Consider the following 19,785-nt stretch of genomic DNA (forward strand, 5'->3'; position numbering starts at 1 on the left):
CGCGGACGTACGCACCTTCCTCGCCGGGGTCCGCGAGGCGGCGGACGGGGCTTGACCCTCACGCGCACGTGAGGCCTTACGGTGGTGCCTCCTTTCACACGGAGGCTGCCGTCATGACGTCACCGGTTAACGCCCCTGTTGCGGGTCAGGAGAGCCCGTCCGCCCGCCGGGTTGCCATCGCGCGGGCCGTCCACCAGCTCCTGGACGAGCCGCTGGTGCTTGAGGACCGGCTCGCCCTCCCGGTCCTCGGGGCGGAGACGGCGCAGACGGTCCGCGACGACCCGTTCCCCTTCAATGACCTGCCGGCGCGCACCATGCGCGCGGCGGTGGTGGCGCGGACCCGCCTGGCGGAGGACGCCCTGCACGACGCGGTGAACGAGGGGGTGCGGCAGTGCGTCGTCCTCGGTGCCGGGCTGGATACGCTCGCATGCCGCAACCCCTACGCGGATGCCGGCCTGCGCTGCTTCGAGGTGGACGTGCCCGGGGCCGCGGCCCTCAAGCGGGCACGGCTGGCCGGAGCGGGGGTGGCCGTGCCCGCATCGGCGGTGTTCGTCTCCGCGGACCTGTGCCGCGACGACCCCGTCGCCGCCTTGGCGGCGGACGGGTTCGATGCGGCGGCGCCCGCCTGTGTCGTCTGCATGGGCGTCACTCCGTACCTGCCCCGGCCGGCGGTGCTGGACCTGCTCGCCGCACTGGCGGCCTGCGCCCCGGGCAGCCGTATCGTGTTCGACCACCGCGTGGAGGCGGGGCTGCTGACGCCCATGGAGCGGCTGATGGCCGGCCACGCGGCGGAAAGCTTTGCCGCGATGGGTGAGCCGTGGCTCTCCGACTTCCAGCCCGCGGCGCTGGTGCGTTACCTCTCGGATCTCGGCTTCACCGACGTGGCTGAAGTGGATCCCGCGGCGCTGAACGCGCGCTACTTCCATCGCCGGCGGGACGGCCTGCAGACCGCCGGCGGCGGCTTCCGGATCCTGACCGCACGACGGTAGGGCGGCAAGGCACGCGGGGCGCAACCGTGCGCTCCGCGTGCGTCAGCGGGGGGCGGCGATCGCCACCCACCTGCTGCGCCGCGTCACATCCCGTCGTTGACATCCCTGTGCGGGTCCGATAGCAATAGAGGGTAAGCGCTTACCCTTGCACAACGACAAGCGCATTGAGAGAAGGGAGGAGAGGTGAGTATCGACCATCCGGCACCGGTCCGCGGACTGTCCCGCGCGGCCATCGATCAGCACGGCGCGAGCGCCGCCCCCGGCGGGGTGACGTCCGTGTGCGCTGTTGCCGGTGGTGCCGCCTCCCGTATCATTCACGCGGCCGTCGCGCCCGGCGCGCCGCGGATCCCCGGCCGGTCATGACAGGGAGAGCCAGGATGTCGCAGGAGCGCGAGACACGCCGCCGCAACAGTGCCCGCACCACCCCGACGCTGGGCGACGTCGCCGAGGCGGCGGGGGTGTCCACGGCCACGGTCTCGCGCATCCTCAACGGCGTGCCCAACAAGGCTTCCGAGGACACCCAGGCCCGGGTGCGCGAGGCGGTGGACCGGCTGGGCTACCGGCCGGTACAGGCCGGGCGTTCGCTCAGCACGATGCGCTCGGCGCTCATCGCGCTGCTCACCCCGGACAACCGCAACGCCTTCTACGCCGGCATCGCCGATGCGGTGCAGCGCGCGATCAGCGCCACCGGCAACGCCATGACCCTGTGCAACACCCGCGAGGACCCGGTCTCGCAGGACGCCTACATCGAGGAGATGCGCTCACACCTGGTCTCCGCCATCGTGCTGCTCGGCGCGGTGGATACCCCGGGGCTGCGCAAGCTCCTCGCCGACGGCCCGCCGGTGGTGTTCGTCAACCGGAAATGCCCGGTGGAGAGCCACTGGCCGTTCATCGGCATCGACAACTACGCCGCCGGCCGGGACGTCGCCCGCTACTTCGTCAGCCGCGAGTACGGCGACTGCGCCGCACTCCACGGCCCGATGCTGTCCTCCGCCAGCCGCGAGCGGCTGGAGGGCTTCATCGACGGCCTGCGCGAGAGCGGCGTGAGCCTGCCGGCGTCGGCGGTGATCGAGTGCGACCTCACCATGGAGTCCGGCTACCAGCGCTCGGCCGGCCTGTTCGCCGACGGCCGCCCGCCGCGCGCGATCTTCTGCGGCAACGACCCCATCGCCTACGGCGTATACCGGCGCTGCCGCGAGATGGGGCTGTCCGCGCCGGAGGACGTCGCGCTGTTCGGCTTCGACGACAACCCCCTCAACGAGTGGCTGGCCCCGTGGCTGTCCACCGTGCATGTCCCGCTTTCGGGTCTCGGCAGCCGGGTGGGCGAGATCGTCAGCGATCTGCTCGCCGGCCGCCAGGACGCCCCGGAAACCACCCTGCTTCCTTACGAGCTGACGATCCGCTCGTCGGCCTAGCGGCAGGACGGCTTTTGTGTGGAGGTGAAAACGCGAAGTTAAGCGCTTAACCCGAGACGATAACTGTGCCCCGCAGAGGGTGAAGGAGGAGAGATGACAAGCGGATACATCACGAGACTGCTGGCGGCGCCGCTCATCGCCGTCACAATGGCCGCGGGGGCGATCATCCCCGGTGTGGCCAGCGCGGCGGACGCGCCGTACAAGGTCTATCTGAGCATGAGCTACATCGGTAACGACTGGCAGACCGAGGCCAAGAACATGGTCACGGCCATGTCCAAGTACTACTCGGACAAGGTCGAGTTCCACGTCCAGGTCGCCGGCACCAACGCCCAGAAGCAGATCCAGCAGATCAACGGTATGGTGCAGGCCGGCGCGGACGCCATTGTCGTCTACCCGATCTCCCCCACCGCGCTCAACTCCGTGACCCGCAACGCCTGCAACCGCGGCGTGGTGGTCATGGCCTACGACTCGGTGATCACCGAGCCCTGCGCCCACAACGTCACCATCGACCAGCACCAGGCCGGCCGCGAGACCGCGGACTGGCTGGCGAAGGAGCTGGACGGCGAGGGCAACGTGGTGATGATCACCGGCGTGCCCGGCACGTCCGTCGACAAGGCCCGCACCGACGCGGCGATGAAGGTCTTCGACGGCGAGGCGGGCATCGACGTCATCGCCAAGAGCAACGGCATGTGGTCCCAGGCGGTGGCGCGCAAGGCGCTCTCGCAGATCGTGGCCACCCACGGCTGGGACAACATCGACGGCCTGTGGATGCAGGTGGGCTGCTATACCGCCACGTCGATGCAGCTCGAGGCCGGCATCCCCGAGGACGAGCTGCGGCCCTGCGCCGGCGAGTCCTCCAACGGCCACCGCATCCAGATGCTGGAGCCCGGCACCGTCGAGGGCGCGAGCGATACCTACCGCCCGGTGGGTCTGGCGAGCATCTCCTACGGCTCGCCGCCGTACTCCGGGGCGCTGGCGCTGAAGCTCGCGCTGGAGAAGCTCGCGGGCAAGCGTGACGAGCTGGCCCACGACATCGCGCTGCCGCTGCCGCTGGTGACCTCCTCGGAGGTGCAGCTCTGCGAGACCGGCTCCCACGAGGAGATGGCCGCCGGCTGCAACGTCTTCGATCCGGAGAAGGTGCCGCCGGGCTGGTTCGCCGACATCTACGGCCCGGACACGCCGGAGGTCGGCTTCGCCGCCGCGCTCAACGCCGAGCCGGAGCCGCGCGACTAGGCCCGAGGCCCGCGGGCGGGGGCCGTTGCGCCTCCGCCCGTGGTCGCCGCCCATTTCGACTCACGAGGTTCCCGCCCATGGCCACCCAGCTGGCAGTAGAAATCGACGGGGTGACGAAACGCTACGGGCCCACCGTCGCCCTGGACGAGGCCTCGCTCGCCGTCCGCCACGGGCATGTGCACGCCCTGCTCGGGGAGAACGGCGCCGGCAAGTCCACCACGGTGAAGGTGCTCAGCGGCCTGGTCACGCCGGACGCCGGCAGCGTGCGCGTCTTCGGCGAGCCGGTGACGCTGCGTTCGCCGCGCGAAGCCCACCGCAACGGTATCCAGACCGCGTTCCAGGAGCTGACCCTGGTACCCGATCTCACCGTCACCCAGAACCTGCACCTGCCCTACGCACCGGCGAACCGGCTCGGACTGCTGCGTTCGCGCCAGGCGCGCCGGCGTGTCGAGGGCGAGCTCGCCCGGCTCTCGCTGGACGACGTCGACCCCCGTGCCGAGGTGCGCGACCTAGACCTGCCCACGCGGCAGAAGCTCGAGATCGCCAAGGCCGTGCTCCGCGACCCGCGCATCCTGCTCCTCGACGAGCCCACCTCGGCGCTGACCGGCAGCAACGTCGAGTGGCTGGAGCGCATCGTGCGCATGCTCGCCGACGACGGCGTGACGATGATCTTCATCACCCACCGCATGCAGGAGGTCCGCAGCTTCTGCGAATCTCTGTCCGTGTTCCGCGACGGGCGCTGTGTCGGTGCCGGCGCGGTGGCGGACTACGACGACAACGCCATCGTCGAGCTCATGCTCGGCCGCTCCATGGAGCAGTCCTTCCCGCCGCGCAGCGAGCCGCCGGCACGCGGGGACGCACCGGCGCTGATCTCCGTGGACGGGCTGTCCGTGGACTCCCGCCTGAGCCGGGCCAGCGTGGACGTGCACGCCGGCGAGGTGGTCGGCGTCGCCGCGCTCCAGGGCATGGGCCAGGTGCCGCTCTACCGCGCGCTGTTCGGCATGGAGCACGTGGACGAGGGCGCGATCCGCATCGAGGGCCGTGAGGTGGAGCTCGCCTCGCCCCGGGACGCCATCCGCTCCCGTGTGGGTATCAGCTACCTGCCCGAGGACCGCAAGACCGAGGGCCTGCTGCTGCCGATGACGGGCACTGCCAATGTCTCGCTGCCGCTGCTGGAGCGTTTCGCGCGCTTCGGCTGGCTCGACAAGCGCACCGAGACGGCCGCCGTCCGGCGCGTGCTCGAGCGGGTCAACGTCGACCCGCGCGCGCTGCACACCCGCTGCAGCGCCTTCAGCGGCGGCAACCAGCAGAAGATCGTGCTGGCCAAATGGCTGCTCACCGACTCGCGGGTGATGCTCATGTTCGATCCCACCCGGGGCATCGACGTCGGCACCAAGCTCGAGATCTTCGAGCTCATGCACGAGTTCGCCGCCGCGGGCGGCGGGGTGCTTTTCCACTCCACCGACACCGCCGAGCTCGTCAATGTCGCCCACCGCGTGATCGTGCTCTACCGCGGTCGGGTGGTGCGCGAGCTCGTCGGCGAGGAGATCACCGAACAGGCACTGCTCGAGGCCGAGCTGGGGTACTTCAGCGAGGACGGGCAGAACACTTCCGGAGAGGACAATGGCTCACGCACACACGACGGCGCAGCATTCGCCTGAGCGGCCCGGCGCGGCGCTCCCACCGATCCGCTGGTCCCGCCACCGGGGCCTGCTGATCGCCCTCGGCGCCTTCGTCGCGATGGTTGCGCTGCTGCAGACCCTCGCCCAGGGCGGGCTGAGCTACTTCGATTTCAGCTTCCTGTCCGCGGGCGGCGCGCCGCTGGCGATCGCGGCCATCGGCGAGACCCTGGTCATCCTCTCCGGCGGGTTCGACCTGTCGGCGGCGGCCGTGGTCTCGCTGACCAACGTTTTCCTCGCCTCGTCGATGCCCGCCGACCCTGCCGGGGCGGCGCTGTTCGTCGTGCTCGCGCTGGGCATCGGCGGCGTCGTGGGGGCGGTCAACGGCTTCTTCGTGGGCTTCCTGCGGCTGCCGGCCATCGTGGTGACGCTGGCGACGATGTTCATCGTCCAGGGCGTCACCCTGCTGGTGATGAGCCAGCCGGGCGGCGCGGTGCCCAGCGGCTTCAGCATGCTGCTGAGCGGGGACGCGATCACCGGCGTGCTGCCCATGCCGGTGGTGATCATCGCCATCGCGGTAGCCGCCTGGGGGCTGCTCCGGCACTCCCGCCTGGGCATGGCGATCTATGCGGTGGGCAGCGACCCGGCCGCGGCCACGGCCACCGGCGTGGACCAGCGCTGGACGCGGTTCTGGACCTTCGTGTTCGCCGGCATGTTCTATGCCGCCGCGGGCGTGTTCATCACCGCGCAGACCGGCTCCGGCGACCCGCACATCGGCGATCCCATGCTGCTGCAGCTCTTCGCCGCGGTGGTGCTCGGCGGCACCGTCCTCGGCGGCGGCCGCGGTGGGGCGGTGGGCAGCGTACTCGGCGCCTACGTCATCCAGATGACCGCCAACGTGCTGCTGGTGCTCAACGTCTCGCCGTACTACACGACGGTGGCGGAGGCGGCGATCCTGCTGCTCGCGGTGCTGGCGACCACCATCTCCCGCGACTCGCTGGCGATGGAGAACCTCCGCTTCGCCGTCCAGCAGGTGCGCAGCCACCTGCGCGGCACGCGCCCGCCCCGGGGCGGCATGACCGCCTTCCAGGCGCCCGCGGGCGGCGGCGCGGCGGGGGGCGGTGCCTCCCTGGATCTCTCCCGGCTGTGGTCGCGCCACGGCGAGCAGATCCGTTTCGCGATCCCGGCGTACCTGCTGTTCGTGGTGGTGATGATCATCACCGGCGTGATGTTCCAGCAGGGCGGCGGGGTGTTCGGCTATGTCGACTCGCTGCTGGTGCTCACGGCGTTCCTGGCGTTCCTCGGGTTCGGCCAGGGCGTGGTCATCCTCACCGGCGGCCTGGACCTGTCGCTGCCGTGGAACATCGCCGCCAGCGGGATCCTGCTCACTCACCTGGTGCACGGCTCCGATCCCGCCGCCGTATGGGCGGTGCCGCTGGTGCTGGTGTTCGGCTGCGCCGCCGGGCTGCTCAACGGTCTGGGCGTGGCGGTGCTCGGCATCTCGCCCATCGTGGTGACGCTGGGCATGAACGGCATGCTCCAGGGCTTCGCGCTGGTGCTCACCGGCGGTGCGCCCCAGGGCTGGACCGCGCCGTCGCTGCAGTGGTTCATGACCGGCGAGTTCCTCGCCCTGACCCCGGTGGTGTGGTTCCTCATCGCCTTCGTGGTGGTGGCGACGCTGGTGCTCACCCGCACCACATTCGGCCGCCAGATCTACGCCGTCGGCAACAGCCAGGGCGTGGCCCGGCTGTCCGGGGTGTCGGTGGGGCGGACGCTGGTCAGCGCCTATGTCATCAGCGGCTTCTGCGCCGCACTCACCGGCATCCTGCTCACCGGCTTCAACGGTCAGGCGTTCAACGGCATGGGTGATCCGTACCTGCTCTCGTCCATCGCCGTGGTGGTGGTCGGCGGCACGCTCATCACCGGCGGGCGCGGGCACTACCCGGGCATTCTCGGCGGCGCGCTGGCGCTGACCGCGCTCAGCACCCTGCTCGCGGGCACCACGCTCTCGGATTCGGTGAAGAGCATCATCTACGGCCTCGTCGTGCTCGCCGCCATCGTCGCGCTGCGCGAGCGCAGCCAGTGACGGGCGGCGTGGGGCCGGTCAACGACATCTATCGAGGAGGAGAAGGAATGGAGGCATCCGCAGCATTCACCCCGCCGTCCGGCCTGCGCGTGCTGGTCACGGCGGGGGCCGCCGGGATCGGGCGGGTCGTCGCCGACGAGCTCATCGACCGGGGCGCCCGGGTGTGGGTCTGCGACGTCTCCGACGAGGCGCTCGCCGAGTTCACCGCCGCCCACCCCGAGGCCCGCGCCACCCGGGCGGACGTCGCCCGCGACGAGGACGTGCAGGCCCTGGTCGGTGCCGTGCGCGAGGCGTGGGGCGGCCTGGACGTGCTGGTGAACAACGCCGGCATTGCCGGCGATACCGGTGGTGTCGACGAGATCGACCCGGAGAGCTGGCGCCGGACCGTGGATATCAACCTCAACGGCCAGTTCTACTGCGCTCACCATGCCGCGCCGATGCTGCGCGAGTCCGGGGGGGTGCTGGTGAACATGGCCTCGGTGGCCGGACGGCTCGGCTATGCCTACCGCACGCCGTACTCGGCGACCAAGTGGGCCATCGTCGGCTTCACCCAGAGTCTGGCGAAGGAGCTCGGGCCGGACGGGGTGCGCGTCAACGCCATCCTCCCCGGCATCGTCCGCGGCCCGCGCATGGAGCGGGTGATTTCGGCACGGGCCGAGGCGGTGGGGGTGTCCTACGAGGAGATGGAGGCGGAGTACCTCGCCAGGATCTCCCTGCGCCGCATGGTCGAGCCGCAGGACGTCGCGCACATGGTCGTCTTCCTCTGCGCCCCGGCGGGCCGGAACATCTCCGGGCAGGCGCTGAGCGTCTGCGGCAACGTGGAAACCCTTTAGGAGGCCGCCGTGACACGATCCGTTGCCGTTATCGGGGCGGGGCTCATCGGCCGGGCGTGGGCGATCGTGTTCGCCCGCGCCGGGTTCGACGTCGCCCTGAACGATGTCTCCGCGGACGCGCTGGCCACGGCCCGCACCGCCATCGACGACGCCCTCGCGGACCTCGCGGACGCCGGACTGATCGTCGAGGACCCGGCGGCCGTTCTCGGGCGTATCCGCGGCGAGCCGGACCTGGCCGCCGCCGTGGCCGGTGCCGTCTACGTCCAGGAGTGCGGTCCGGAGCGGGAGGCGGACAAGCGCGCGCTGTTCGCCGAGCTCGACCGCCTCGCCGCGCCGGAGACCATCCTCGCGAGTTCCACGTCCGGGATCGTCGCCTCCCGGATCGTCGACGGCCTGTCCCGGCCGCAGCGTTGCCTGGTGGCGCATCCGGTCAACCCGCCGTACCTGATCCCGCTGGTGGAGCTGGCCCCGGGTCCCGAGACCGACCCCGCGGTGGTGGGGGCGGCCCGTGCGCTGCTCGACGAGGCGGGGCAGGTGCCGATCACCGTCCACGGCGAGGTCGAGGGCTTCATCCTCAACCGCCTCCAGGGCGCGGTGCTGAACGAGGCGCTGCGCCTGGTGCAGGCGGGACACGTGAGCATGGCGGACCTGGACCGGACCATGAAGCACGGTCTGGGCACGCGATGGTCGTTCATGGGGCCGTTCGAGACCATCGACCTCAACGCCCCCGGCGGAATCGCCGACTATGCCCGCCGCTACGGGCCGCTGTACCAGCGCATCGATGCCGATGCCGCAGAGCCGCCGGACTGGGGCGAGGCCGCGATCGCCCGGCTGGAACGCGAGCGCCGCGAGTCGCTGCCCGCGGACGCGCTCAACGCCCGCCAGCAGTGGCGGGACCGGCGGCTGATGGCGCTCACCGTCCATCAGCGCCGGATGCAGGAGACACAGGACAACGAGGAGAGAACGTAATGGCACAGTCGAGAAAAGTGATCATCACCTGTGCGGTGACCGGGGCGATCCACACGCCCTCCATGTCGCCGTACCTGCCGGTGACGCCGGAGGAGATCGCCGAGGCGGGGATCGCCGCGGCGGAGGCCGGGGCCACGGTGCTCCATCTCCATGCCCGGGACCCGGAGACCGGGCGGCCCACCCAGGACCCGGAGATGTTCGGGCGCTTTCTGCCCCGGATCAAGCGCTCCACCGACGCGGTGATCAACCTCACCACCGGCGGCAGCCCGCACATGACGGTGGAGGAGCGCCTGCGCCCGGCCGTGGAGCTCAAGCCCGAGGTGGCCTCGCTCAACATGGGCTCGATCAACTTCGGGCTCTTCCCGATGCTCGACCGGCACAGCGAGTTCCGCCACCAGTGGGAGCGCGAGCACCTGGAGAACAGCCGCGACCTGGTGTTCAAGAACACCTTCTCGGACATCGAGAAGACCCTCTCGAGCTGTCGGGCCAACCGCACGCGCTTCGAGTTCGAGTGCTACGACATCGGCCACCTCTACAACCTCAACCACTTCCGCCAGCGCGGCCTGGTGGAGTCGCCGATGTTCGTGCAGAGCGTCTTCGGGCTGCTGGGCGGCATCGGCGCCCACCCGGAGGACGTCAACCACATGCGCCGCACGGCCAACCGCCTGCTCGGCGAGGGCTACCAGTGGTCCGTGCTGGGGGCGGGGAGCAACCAGATGCGGGTGGCCTCCATGGCCCTGGCCATGGGCGGCAACGTCCGCGTGGGCCTGGAGGACTCCCTGTGGATCGGCCCCGGACGGCTCGCCGAGAGCAACGCCGCGCAGGTGCGCAAGGTCCGCGAGATCATCGAGGGCCTGTCGCTGGAGGTCGCCACGCCGGCCGAGGCGCGGGAGATGCTCCAGCTCAAGGGGCCCGACGCGGTGGGCTTCTAGGCCCGGTGGCGCGGCCCGGCCGCCGTCCGGGGCCCGGACGGCGGCGGTAACGACGGATTATCGAGGAGGAGAGACGGTATGCGTATCGATGTGGTGGTGGACGTGAAGACGACCCTGGGCGAAGGCCCGGTGTGGGACCCGGAGCAGGAGCGGCTGTACTGGGTCGACAGCATGGACGGGCGCGTGTTTCGCGCCACGGCGCAGGGCAGCGAGGTGCGCTGCTGGGATCTGCCCGACAAGATCGGCTCGATGGCGCTGCGCCGGGACGGCGAGGGCGCGGTCGTGGCCCTGGCCAGTGGCTTCCACACCCTGGACTTCGCCAGCGGCGAGGTCATCCCGTTCCACGACCCGGAGCCGGACCGCCCGGCCAACCGGCTGAATGACGGCAAGGTCGACCGGCACGGGCGCTTCCTGTGCGGCTCCATGGACACGATGGAGGAGGGGCCGAACGGCGCACTCTACCGGGTGGACCCGGACTTCAGCGTGCACACGCTGGAGAAGGACATCATCGTCTCCAACGGTCCGTGCTGGAGCCCGGACGGCGATACCTTCTATTTCGCCGACACCTGGACCGGCGAGATCTGGGCCTACGACTACGACCAGGCCACGGGGTCGATCTCCAACCGGCGGACCTTCTGCCGGCCCGACGGTTCCGGCGGCGGTGCCGCGGATGGCTCCACCGTGGACGCGGAGGGCTACCTGTGGAACGCGCTGGTCTACGACGGCAAGATCATCCGCTATACCCCGGACGGGGAGGTGGACCGGGTCATCGAGATGCCGGTGAAGAAGGTCACCAGCGTGATGTTCGGCGGCCCGAACCTGGACACGCTGTTCGCCACCTCCATGGCCAAGCCGCCGCTGCCGCGTTTCCCCGGCGACGGGGTGCGGCGCGGCAGCCTGTTCGCCATTACCGGCCTCGGTGTGCACGGGCTTCCGGAGCCGCGTTTCGGCGCCTGAGTCCGTTGACCGCCCGGGTCGCCCGCGGGCGGCCCGGGCCCACGGCACCGGAGCGCGGTGCCGGCCGGCTGACGGGGCTGTCAGACCCGGCTGACGATCAGTGCCGCATTTACCCCGCCGAAGCCGAAGCCGTTGCACAGCGCATGCTGCGTCGCCTGCGGCCGGGCGCTGTTGGCCACGAAGTCGAGGTCCGCCATGGACTCGTCCGCATTGTCCATGTTCAGCGTGGGCGGCAGCATCCCCTCGGTCACCGCCAGGGTGGAGAAGATGCCCTCCACGCCGCCGGCGGCGCCGAGCAGGTGGCCCGTGGCCGACTTGGTCGCGGACACGGGGATCGCCGGCAGGCGCTCGCCGAACACCCGTCTCAGCGTGGCGATCTCGGCCCGGTCGCCCACCGGCGTGGAGGTGGCGTGGGCGTTGATGTGGCCGATGTCGGCCGGCGTCAGGCCGGCGGTGCGCAGGGCGGCCTGCACGGCGGCCGCGGCGCCGGCGCCGTCGTCCGGGCCGGAGGTGATGTGGTGGGCGTCCGCGCTGGTGCCGTAGCCGCTGATTACGGCCAGCGGCGTGGCACCGCGGGCCTCGGCGTGCGCCAGCGTCTCGATCACCATCAGCCCGGCGCCCTCGCCCATGACGAAGCCGTCGCGGTCGCGGTCGAAGGGTCGGGACGCCTTCCCGGGGGCCTCATTGTTGGTGGACAGCGCCTTCAGGGCGTTGAAACCCGCCAGTGACAGGGGGTCCACGCAGGCCTCGGCACCGCCGACCAGGGCGACCTCTGCCTCGCCGCTGCGGATCAGGCGCATGCCGTCGCCGATCGCCTGAATGCCCGCCGCACAGGCGGTGACCGGGCAGCCGATGGGGCCCTTGAAGCCGTGCCGGATGGAGAGGTTCCCGGCGGCGAGGTTGGCCAGGAAGGCCGGCACGGTGAACGGCGAGATGCGCCGGTAACCCCGCGAGTCCAGCGTCTGCTGGGCCTGGGTGATGGTGCCGAAGCCGCCGATGCCGGTGGCGATCACGGTGGCGGTGGCCTGGCGGTCCGCCTCGCTCTGCGGGGACCACCCCGCCTGGGACAGTGCCTCGTCCGCCGCCGTGAGCGCATAGAGCGTGAACACGTCGAGCTTGCGGCGTTCCTTGCGGTCGGCGACGCGGTCGGGATCGAAGCCCGCCTCGGCGTCGTCGCCAGCGTCGGGCACCAGCCCGGCGATCCCCACCGGCAGGTCCCCGGGATCGAACCGGTCGATTGCCCCGATGCCCGAGCGGCCCGCCGTCAGGCGTGACCAGACCGGCTTGACGCCGCACCCGAGCGGACTGACGATGCCCATTCCGGTGATGACGATTGGCGAGTCCATGGTTTCTCCGCACTTCTGAGTGACGGGGGGAACGGTACCGCCGGTCAATATATGATCAAGATAATTTTTTGCGTCCGGGATGCCCGATGCCCTATTCACCCGAACATAAAGCGAAATCGAAGGACCGCATCCTGAACGCGGCCACGGAGCTGTTCTGCCGCTTCGGGTTCGAGAAGGTGTCGATCAGCCAGATCATGCAACGGGCGCGCATGACCCACGGCGCCTTCTACAACCACTTCGAGTCCAAGGAGGCGCTCTACCGGGCGACGTTCCTGGAGCCGCTGAAGGGCAGCCGTGCGGCGAGGCTGGTGAAGGGGCCGCTGTCGCTGAAGCACCTGACCGCGCTGGTGACCCACTACTGGAACCTCAGCGAGGTGGGTCGTAAAGAGCGGCCCGGCCACGAGATGATCCTGTTCAACGAGATCGGCAACGAGAACGCCGAGGTGAGGAAACTCTTCGAGCGCTCCTACAGCAACCTCAGGCGGATGCTCGAGGTCCGCATCACCGCCCTGAGCCGCCTGAACCGGCTGCCCTTCGAGCCGGACCGCGAGGTCATCGCCGAGAAGGCCCGGGCCATCCTCGCCTCGCTGGTGGGGGCGGTGGCAACCGCCAGGAGCCTGTCCGACGACGAAGAGCGCCACCGCATCCTGCAGGCGACCCAGAAGCAGATCCTGACCATGCTCGGGGTCGACGGCGAGGAGTTCGACACGCTGTTTGCGGGTGAGGTCGCCGCCCCCTGACCGGCCAGCGTCGACGCCGGATGTGTTGTCTGCCTCACCCTCTCCCCAACCCCTCTCCCGTGAAGGGAGAGGGGCCCGGAGCCGCCAGGGAAGGTCGGAGGCCTTCGAGCGACCGCTCCACGGCCGGTTTGGCGGCGCTGAGCCGCGGCGATTCCGGGTAGGCCGGCTGCTCGAAGGCAGCCGACAGCCCCGATCGTCTCGCCCGGCCTGCCGGTGCAGCGCTCGTGTGCCGGGTGCCTGCCGGCCGGGCGGGGGCGCACGCCGTCACGCCCGATCCATACGAATGGCCGATCCCATGAGGCCGGCGGCCCGCCCGCATGGGCCATTCCCTCCCCGGGGATTGTGGGTTGCCTTCGAGCGACCGCTCCATGGCCGATAGGTCGGGGATGTCGGCTGCCTTCGAGCAGCCGATCTACGGCGGGGGACCGCCGTGAACCCGGGTGGCGGAGCGCGTGCATGCACGGCGCGGACGGGGCAGACTGCACGGAGGCCCATTGCCGGGGACGGTGGTGCGGTGCGTGATCGCCCAAACCGCACGCCCGTTTCCGGCGACGGGGAGGAGCGGGGCGGCACCTGCCCGTTTTGACGGTGTCGTCCCGCGGGTTTTGCGGCGGTCCGGCTCGTATCCGTGCCGGCCGTGATTTCGCGTTTTCGACCACCAGGGAAGGGGTGAACATCATGTCCATACCGGGCGCTATCCTGCGTTTCCTTCTGATCTACGTCATGCTCCTGCTGGCTGCCGGAGCCGTGGTGGACTGGCTTGGGCTGGACGCCGGCAGCGGGGTCAATATCGGTATCCTGTGCGCGAGCGTGCTCTGGGTATGCGATGCGTTCGGCCGGCGCAACGGGCGGTATTTCTCGAACGGCGAGCGCAACGCCGTCTTCCTCGGGATGGTCATCGTCGATGTCGCGGTGCAGGGCGGGGTCACCGCTGCGGTGCTGGCCGCCGAGGAGGGCCCGGTCGACCGCGGCGCCGTGGCGCTCGGACTCCTGGTCGTGGGCCTGAGCCATATGGTGCTGATCGGGGTCGTCGTTGCCCTGAGCCGCCGGGGGCTGCGCCGGCGCGGTATCGTCACGGACTAGCAGCCCGCCCGACTTGGGCCGGGTTGGCTGCGAAAGCGGGGCGGTGGCAGCCCTGCGCGCCTATTCGTCACCTGCGCCCCGCCACGCCCCTCACGCCTTGCCGCCCCATGTCCTCGCTGGAATCCATCCAGCCCCGGCACACCGCCAGTGCCGTCGCCGCGCTGTCGCCACGGCGGCAGCGGCGTACCATGGGGTGAGGGTTCGGGCCCCGTCTGCCGGCGGCGGCCTTCATCCACCATATCCGGAAGGGCAGGGCGTGACGACGAATCGATCCCGTATCCCGTGGAGGGCCGGCGCATGAGGCCGGTGTGGCACCACCCGCGTACCGAGAGCCCGTCGGGGCGCACCGACGCCGGCAACCTGTGGCGCATGCTGGGGTACCTGCGGCCGTGGCGGGGCCGTGTGGCGCTGGCCCTGGCCGCGCTGATCGGCGCCAAGCTCGCGGTGGTGGGCGTGCCGCTGCTGCTCAAGCGCGTGGTGGATGCCCTCGACACCGGTGGTTCGGCGATGTTCGTCACCGCGCTGGGGCTGCTCGGCGCCTACGGGGCGCTGCGGCTTGCGAACTCCGGCTTCTCGGAGCTGCGCGACGCGCTATTCGCGCGGGTGCGCTACGCGGCCATGCACCGCCTCTCGACCACGGTGCTGCGCCACCTCCACGAGCTCTCGCTGGGCTACCACCTGGAGCGGCGGACCGGCGCCGTGTCCCGGGACCTCGCCCGTGGCACGCGCAGTGTGAGCAGCATCCTCAACTACCTGGTGCTCAATCTCGTGCCGACCCTGGCGGAGACGCTGCTGGTGGTGGGCATCCTGATCTGGCACTACAGCTGGACCTTCTCCGCCACCACGGCGGCGGCCATCGCGGTGTACATCGCCTTCACCCTGTCGGTGACCGAGTGGCGCATGTCCCACCGCCACCGCATGAACGCGCTGGAGTCCCGGGCCAACGACCGGGCCGTGGACAGCCTGCTCAACTACGAGACGGTCAAGTACTTCAACAACGAGCCCCACGAGCTGCGGGCCTACGACCGCACCCTGGACGAGTGGACGGACGCCGCAGTGCGCACCCAGGTCTCCATGGGCGTGCTGAATTTCGGCCAGGGCGCGATCATCGCCGTGGCGGTGACCGCGATCATGGTGCAGGCCGCGCTGGGCGTGTCGGCGGGCGCGATGTCGCTGGGCGACCTGGTGATGGTCAACGGGCTGCTGCTGCAGCTGTTCATGCCGCTGAACGTGCTCGGCAGCATCTACCGGGCGATGAAGTACGCGCTCGCGGACATGGACCTGGTCTTCCGGCTGCTCGACACCCCCGCCGGGGTTACCGACCGGCCGGACGCACAGCCGTTGATGGTGCGCGAGGGGTGTGTGCGTTTCGAGGGTGTGGCCTTCGGCTACCGGCCGGAGCGGCGGGTGGTGGAGGACATCGACTTCACTATCGGACCGGGCCGGAAGGTGGCGGTGGTCGGACCCTCCGGGGCCGGGAAGTCGACGCTGGCGCGGCTGCTGTTCCGCTTCTGGGACCCGGACGAGGGGCGGATCACCATCGATGGCCAGGACCTGCGCGAGTGCACCCAGGACAGCGTCCGCACGGCCATCGGCATCGTTCCCCAGGACACGGTGCTGTTCAACGACACCATCGCCTACAACATCGGCTACGGGGCGCCGGCGGCCGGCCGTGCGGAGATCGAACGGGCCGCCCGGCTGGCGGACATCCACGACTTCATCGTCACGCTCCCGGACGGCTACGACACCGTGGTGGGCGAGCGCGGGCTCAAGCTCTCCGGCGGCGAGAAGCAGCGGGTGGCCATCGCCCGGGTGATCCTCAAGCAGCCGCCGATCCTGGTCTTCGACGAGGCGACCTCGAGCCTGGATTCCCGCTCCGAGGGCGCCATCCTGGGGGCCCTCGACGAGGTCGCCCGCGGCGTCACCACCCTGGTGATCGCGCACCGCCTCTCCACCGTCGCGGATGCCGACGAGATCCTGGTGATGGAGCACGGCCGTATCCGCGAGCGTGGCAGCCATGCCGCGCTGCTTGCCCGCGACGGCCTCTATGCCCATCTCTGGCGGCTTCAGCAGGCGGAATCGGAGGCGGAGACCGGGGAGGCGACGGCCGCACGCTGAGTGCCGCTGTGAATCACGCTGGTGCATTCCCCGGCCGCGCGGGTGCGGCGTGGGCTGTCACGTCGGCGATGAGCAGCGGGTCGTGCATTCCCCGGCCGCGCGGGTGCGGCCGTGGTGCAGCACGGCCCCGGCCGGCTCGCGCAGACGCCGGTGCGGGCGGCAAATTTACGGCAGTGCAGCACGCGGAACGGTCCTTGCTACGTGCGGCTGGTCGGGGGCACGGTAAGAGCGACCGGGGCCGAGTCGTGACCGCGCCACGTCCACGCCGTCGCAGGGGTAGCCGAGATGAGCAGCGAACCCGACCTGAGTATCCGCCACGTCGAACCCTCCCTCTACAACGACGACCTGGCCCCGGTGCCGCGGGACAAGCGGAGCTGGGGCTGGTTCGAGATCTTCAACGTCTGGGCCAACGATATCCAGAGCCTGTTCGGCTACACCCTGGCGGCGTCGCTGTTCCTTTCCTACGGGTTGAACGGCTGGCTTGTCTTCGGCGCCATCGTGCTTGCAGGCGTCGTAGTGATGGTGCTGGTGAACCTCTCCGGCCAGCCCAGCGTGCGCTATGGCATTCCCTATCCCGTGTTCGCCCGGGCGAGCATGGGGGTGCGCGGGGCCAACCTGCCGGCGATGGTGCGCGGCATCGTCGCGATCTTCTGGTACGGCGTGCAGACCTACTTCGCCTCAACGGCGGTGGAGCTGCTGATCAGCGGGGTGACCGGCCTGGGGGGCGGACAGACCGTGCTGGGCATGACCGGGGTCGGGTGGCTGTCGTTCGCGCTGGTGTGGCTGTTCCAGCTCTACCTGTTCTGGAACGGTATCGAGTGGATCCGCCGCTTCCTCAACTGGGCCGGGCCGTTCGTGTACCTGGTGATGGTCGCGCTGATGCTGGTGATCGTCTGGCGTGCCGGTGGCGGGCTGTTCGCGGAGCTCGGAGAGATCTTCTCCGCCGGGGGCGAGCCCGCCGGCGGCACGCTCGGGGCGTTTCTCGCGGTGACCGGCACGATGATCGCCTATTTCGCCGCGGTGGTGATCAACTTCGGGGACTTCTCCCGGTTCGTGCGCAGCGAGCGCGAGATGAAGCTGGGCAACTTTCTGGGCCTGACGGTCAACCTGGTGTTCTTCTCGCTGATCGCGCTGGTGATCACGGCGGGTACCGTGGAGCTGTTCGGCGAGCAGCTCACCAACCCCACGGATATCGTCGAGCGTGTGGACAATGTCGTGCTGACGGTGGTGGCGGCGGTGGTTTTCTTTACCGCGACGGTGGGCATCAATCTGGTGGCCAACTTCATCCCGCCGGCCTTCGACCTCGCCAACCTCTGGCCGAGCCGGATCAGCTTCCGCATCGGCGGCGTGATTACCGCCGTGGCGGCGTTCTTCATTGGCGGCCTGTGGGTGTCGCTGATCAGCCAGCTCGGGATTACCGGCTTCGTGAACACCCTCGGGGCCGTGCTCGCGCCTGTCTACGGGATCATGGTGCTGGACTACTACCTCATCAAACGCGGGCGTTTCGACGTCCAGGATCTCTTCTCCGCCAGCGCGGACGGTGCCTACTGGTACGACAATGGCTGGAATGTCCGGGCGCTTGCCGCCTGGCTGCCCGCAGCGGCGTTCTCCGTCGCCTCCGTGTGGGTGCCGGCCCTGCAGGTGCTCGCCGGTTACAGCTGGGTCATCGGTGCGGTGCTCGGGGCCGCGCTCTACTTTGTCGCGATGTGCCGGCGGCGGGAGGCGCTGGCGACGGAACGGACCTGACGGCCATGAAAAGGTGTGAACGGCGCCGCTGAACGATTGACACACGGCTGGCGGACCCGATATACGCTGAGAAAATACTGGCCGGGCCGTGCAGCACGTGACGGGTCCGGCGGCGGGACACGCGTACACACGGGGTTGACGGGGCATGCGCACCGCGCGTGCCGTCCGCACGGCGGAAACAGCGGGGTCGCAGTTGGGGGAGACGGGGCAGCCCTTGGGGTGGAACGAGAGTCTGTGCATTCTCGAGGTCCTTCGCGACGACGGCTCGACCCGGCTGCTCCGTGTCGAGCCGGGGCAGGACGGGACGCGGCGCCGGCTCGTGAAGCTGCGCTCGGGGATGGGGTCATCGGCCAAAGCGGTCTGCCTGCACTCGGATCACGAGGTGGTGAGCCGTCACGATCTCGCCTGTGCGTTGACGCTGGAGCGTCTCGAGGGCAGCGGACAGGATGCCTGTCTGTTTTTCGACGACCCCGGGGGCGAGCTGCTGGACGACATCGCGCTGCCGGGGCTGCGGCAATGGCTGGTGATTGCCACCGCCGCGGCCGAGGCGCTGATCGAGGTGCATGCCGCCGGCCTCGTCCATCGTGACCTCCGTCCCGAGACCTTTATCTGGAACGGTGAGCGGATTTACATCACCGATTTCTCTCGGGCGGTGCGCATTCGCCGCGAGCACCGCGATCTGGATGTCCCGGACTCGAACACCCACCGCCTGCGCTATATGGCGCCGGAGCTCACCGGCCGGTTCAACCGGCCGGTGGACTACCGCGCGGATTACTACAGCCTGGGCGCGGTGCTCTACACGCTGCTCGTGGGTCAGCCGCCGTTCTCCGCCGATGACGCCCATGAGCTGATTTACCAGCACCTCGCGGTGGAGCCGGTCCCGCCGCGGGCACGGCGGGACGATGTCCCGGAGGTCGTCTCCCGGGTGGTGCTGCGCCTGATGGAAAAGGACCCTGACGGCCGCTACCAGCACGGTGAGAAACTGCTCGCAGACCTGCGCCTGGTGGCGGACGTGATCGATGGCCGGCGTGCGGACGATCACGGTCTGCTGAGCGGTCGCGAGGGCCAGCGGCCGCTGGACATCCCCCACCGTCTCTACGGCCGTGAGACCGAGCGCCGGCGCCTCATGGACAGCCTGGAGCGTGCCTTCGAGCACCGTCCCCAGCTCGTGCTCATCGCCGGTGCCTCGGGGATCGGCAAGACGACCCTCATCCGCGAGACCTATCTGCCGGTGACACGGCAGCGGGCGTTCTTCGTCTCCGGCAAGTTCGACCAGCTCAAGCGGGCCCGTCCCTATGGCGCCTGGCTGGACGCGCTGGAGGACCTCGTCGCCTTCATCATCGCCGAGCCGGCGGAGACACTGGAGTGGTGGCGTGGCCGTCTGTGCGAGGCGCTGGGCGCGCAGGCGGGTCTGCTCACGGCCCTGAGCCCGTCGATGCAGGCCCTGCTCGGCGAGCAGCCGCCGCCAGGGGACCTGCCGCCGGCGGAGGCCAAGGAGCGGTTCCGGGACACGGTGCTGCGTCTGTTCCGCGTGTTCAGCGAGGCGGACCGGCCGCTGGTGGTCTTCCTCGATGACCTGCAGTGGATCGACGATGCCTCCCTGGAGCTTCTGGAGACGCTGGTGCAGCGGCTCGAGCAGCTGCCGCTGCTGATCATCGCCGCCTATCGGGACGACGAGGTCCCCGCCACCCACCCACTGATGCTGGCCCGGCGCACGCT

At 70.2% G+C, this 19,785-nt stretch carries 15 protein-coding genes; 14 read left to right on the forward strand and 1 reads right to left on the reverse strand.

Annotation, left to right across the window (positions count from 1 at the left end; genetic code table 11):
• Window positions 1-113: 113 nt before the first annotated feature.
• The 9 genes from G7A99_RS09625 to G7A99_RS09665 all read left to right on the forward strand — a co-directional run bounded on the left by G7A99_RS09625 (window position 114) and on the right by G7A99_RS09665 (window position 11,033).
• Window positions 114-989, forward strand: a complete 876-nt coding sequence (locus G7A99_RS09625) for an SAM-dependent methyltransferase (protein ID WP_018718502.1) — start codon at window positions 114-116, stop codon at window positions 987-989.
• Window positions 990-1,366: 377 nt separating this feature from the next.
• Window positions 1,367-2,404 (forward strand): LacI family DNA-binding transcriptional regulator, encoded by a 1,038-nt coding sequence (locus G7A99_RS09630; protein ID WP_018718501.1) that lies wholly within the window; start codon window positions 1,367-1,369, stop codon window positions 2,402-2,404.
• 93 nt (window positions 2,405-2,497) lie between these two features.
• Complete coding sequence (locus G7A99_RS09635; protein WP_163139794.1) at window positions 2,498-3,637, forward strand: sugar ABC transporter substrate-binding protein; 1,140 nt, start codon at window positions 2,498-2,500, stop codon at window positions 3,635-3,637.
• A 77-nt stretch (window positions 3,638-3,714) separates the two neighbouring features.
• Window positions 3,715-5,298, forward strand: a complete 1,584-nt coding sequence (locus G7A99_RS09640) for a sugar ABC transporter ATP-binding protein (RefSeq protein WP_018718499.1) — start codon at window positions 3,715-3,717, stop codon at window positions 5,296-5,298.
• On the forward strand, window positions 5,261-7,342 hold the full coding sequence (locus tag G7A99_RS09645) for an ABC transporter permease (protein WP_163139796.1): 2,082 nt from the start codon (window positions 5,261-5,263) through the stop codon (window positions 7,340-7,342). The genes G7A99_RS09640 and G7A99_RS09645 overlap by 38 nt, the downstream gene beginning before the upstream one ends.
• A 47-nt stretch (window positions 7,343-7,389) precedes the next feature.
• A complete protein-coding gene (locus G7A99_RS09650; RefSeq protein WP_018718497.1) occupies window positions 7,390-8,175 on the forward strand; it encodes an SDR family oxidoreductase in 786 nt (261 codons plus the stop codon).
• Between the two features lie 9 nt (window positions 8,176-8,184).
• Complete coding sequence (locus tag G7A99_RS09655; RefSeq protein ID WP_018718496.1) at window positions 8,185-9,144, forward strand: 3-hydroxyacyl-CoA dehydrogenase; 960 nt, start codon at window positions 8,185-8,187, stop codon at window positions 9,142-9,144.
• Window positions 9,144-10,076 carry a 3-keto-5-aminohexanoate cleavage protein gene (locus G7A99_RS09660; RefSeq protein WP_026321126.1) on the forward strand — a complete coding sequence of 311 codons (933 nt, stop codon included), beginning with the start codon at window positions 9,144-9,146 and terminating at the stop codon, window positions 10,074-10,076. Before G7A99_RS09655 ends, G7A99_RS09660 begins: the two co-directional genes overlap by 1 nt.
• A 78-nt stretch (window positions 10,077-10,154) precedes the next feature.
• Window positions 10,155-11,033, forward strand: a complete 879-nt coding sequence (locus tag G7A99_RS09665; RefSeq protein WP_018718494.1) for an SMP-30/gluconolactonase/LRE family protein — start codon at window positions 10,155-10,157, stop codon at window positions 11,031-11,033.
• Between the two features lie 80 nt (window positions 11,034-11,113).
• On the opposite strand, the gene fabF is transcribed toward G7A99_RS09665, so the two are convergent.
• Complete coding sequence (fabF, locus tag G7A99_RS09670) at window positions 11,114-12,379, reverse strand: beta-ketoacyl-ACP synthase II (protein ID WP_018718493.1); 1,266 nt, start codon at window positions 12,377-12,379, stop codon at window positions 11,114-11,116.
• A gap of 86 nt (window positions 12,380-12,465) precedes the next feature.
• Here fabF and G7A99_RS09675 point away from each other — a divergent pair, with 86 nt between their 5' ends.
• From G7A99_RS09675 to G7A99_RS09695, 5 genes are all read left to right on the forward strand, one after another.
• Entirely contained in the window at window positions 12,466-13,119 is a 654-nt protein-coding gene (locus tag G7A99_RS09675) for a TetR/AcrR family transcriptional regulator (RefSeq protein ID WP_018718492.1), read from the forward strand.
• A 678-nt stretch (window positions 13,120-13,797) separates the two neighbouring features.
• Complete coding sequence (locus tag G7A99_RS09680) at window positions 13,798-14,202, forward strand: ABZJ_00895 family protein (RefSeq protein WP_163139798.1); 405 nt, start codon at window positions 13,798-13,800, stop codon at window positions 14,200-14,202.
• A 297-nt stretch (window positions 14,203-14,499) separates the two neighbouring features.
• Window positions 14,500-16,320: an ABC transporter ATP-binding protein/permease gene (locus G7A99_RS09685; RefSeq protein WP_163139800.1), complete on the forward strand. Its 1,821-nt coding sequence runs from the start codon at window positions 14,500-14,502 to the stop codon at window positions 16,318-16,320.
• 285 nt (window positions 16,321-16,605) lie between these two features.
• Complete coding sequence (locus tag G7A99_RS09690; RefSeq protein ID WP_163139802.1) at window positions 16,606-18,066, forward strand: NCS1 family nucleobase:cation symporter-1; 1,461 nt, start codon at window positions 16,606-16,608, stop codon at window positions 18,064-18,066.
• 214 nt (window positions 18,067-18,280) lie between these two features.
• On the forward strand, window positions 18,281-19,785 hold a 1,505-nt coding region (locus G7A99_RS09695; protein WP_163139804.1), incomplete at its 3' end, for an AAA family ATPase.

The organism is Arhodomonas sp. KWT, from assembly GCF_010993615.1.

Bases quoted from the DNA above. Each gene is read 5' to 3' on its own strand.
- G7A99_RS09660 (WP_026321126.1), top strand. From the start codon at position 9,144: ATGGCACAGTCGAGAAAAGTGATCATCACCTGTGCGGTGACCGGGGCG.
- G7A99_RS09650 (WP_018718497.1), top strand. From the start codon at position 7,390: ATGGAGGCATCCGCAGCATTCACCCCGCCGTCCGGCCTGCGCGTGCTG.
- fabF (WP_018718493.1), bottom strand. From the start codon at position 12,379: ATGGACTCGCCAATCGTCATCACCGGAATGGGCATCGTCAGTCCGCTC.
- G7A99_RS09690 (WP_163139802.1), top strand. From the start codon at position 16,606: ATGAGCAGCGAACCCGACCTGAGTATCCGCCACGTCGAACCCTCCCTC.
- G7A99_RS09645 (WP_163139796.1), top strand. From the start codon at position 5,261: ATGGCTCACGCACACACGACGGCGCAGCATTCGCCTGAGCGGCCCGGC.
- G7A99_RS09675 (WP_018718492.1), top strand. From the start codon at position 12,466: ATGCCCTATTCACCCGAACATAAAGCGAAATCGAAGGACCGCATCCTG.
- G7A99_RS09665 (WP_018718494.1), top strand. From the start codon at position 10,155: ATGCGTATCGATGTGGTGGTGGACGTGAAGACGACCCTGGGCGAAGGC.
- G7A99_RS09625 (WP_018718502.1), top strand. From the start codon at position 114: ATGACGTCACCGGTTAACGCCCCTGTTGCGGGTCAGGAGAGCCCGTCC.
- G7A99_RS09635 (WP_163139794.1), top strand. From the start codon at position 2,498: ATGACAAGCGGATACATCACGAGACTGCTGGCGGCGCCGCTCATCGCC.
- G7A99_RS09630 (WP_018718501.1), top strand. From the start codon at position 1,367: ATGTCGCAGGAGCGCGAGACACGCCGCCGCAACAGTGCCCGCACCACC.
- G7A99_RS09680 (WP_163139798.1), top strand. From the start codon at position 13,798: ATGTCCATACCGGGCGCTATCCTGCGTTTCCTTCTGATCTACGTCATG.
- G7A99_RS09685 (WP_163139800.1), top strand. From the start codon at position 14,500: ATGAGGCCGGTGTGGCACCACCCGCGTACCGAGAGCCCGTCGGGGCGC.
- G7A99_RS09640 (WP_018718499.1), top strand. From the start codon at position 3,715: ATGGCCACCCAGCTGGCAGTAGAAATCGACGGGGTGACGAAACGCTAC.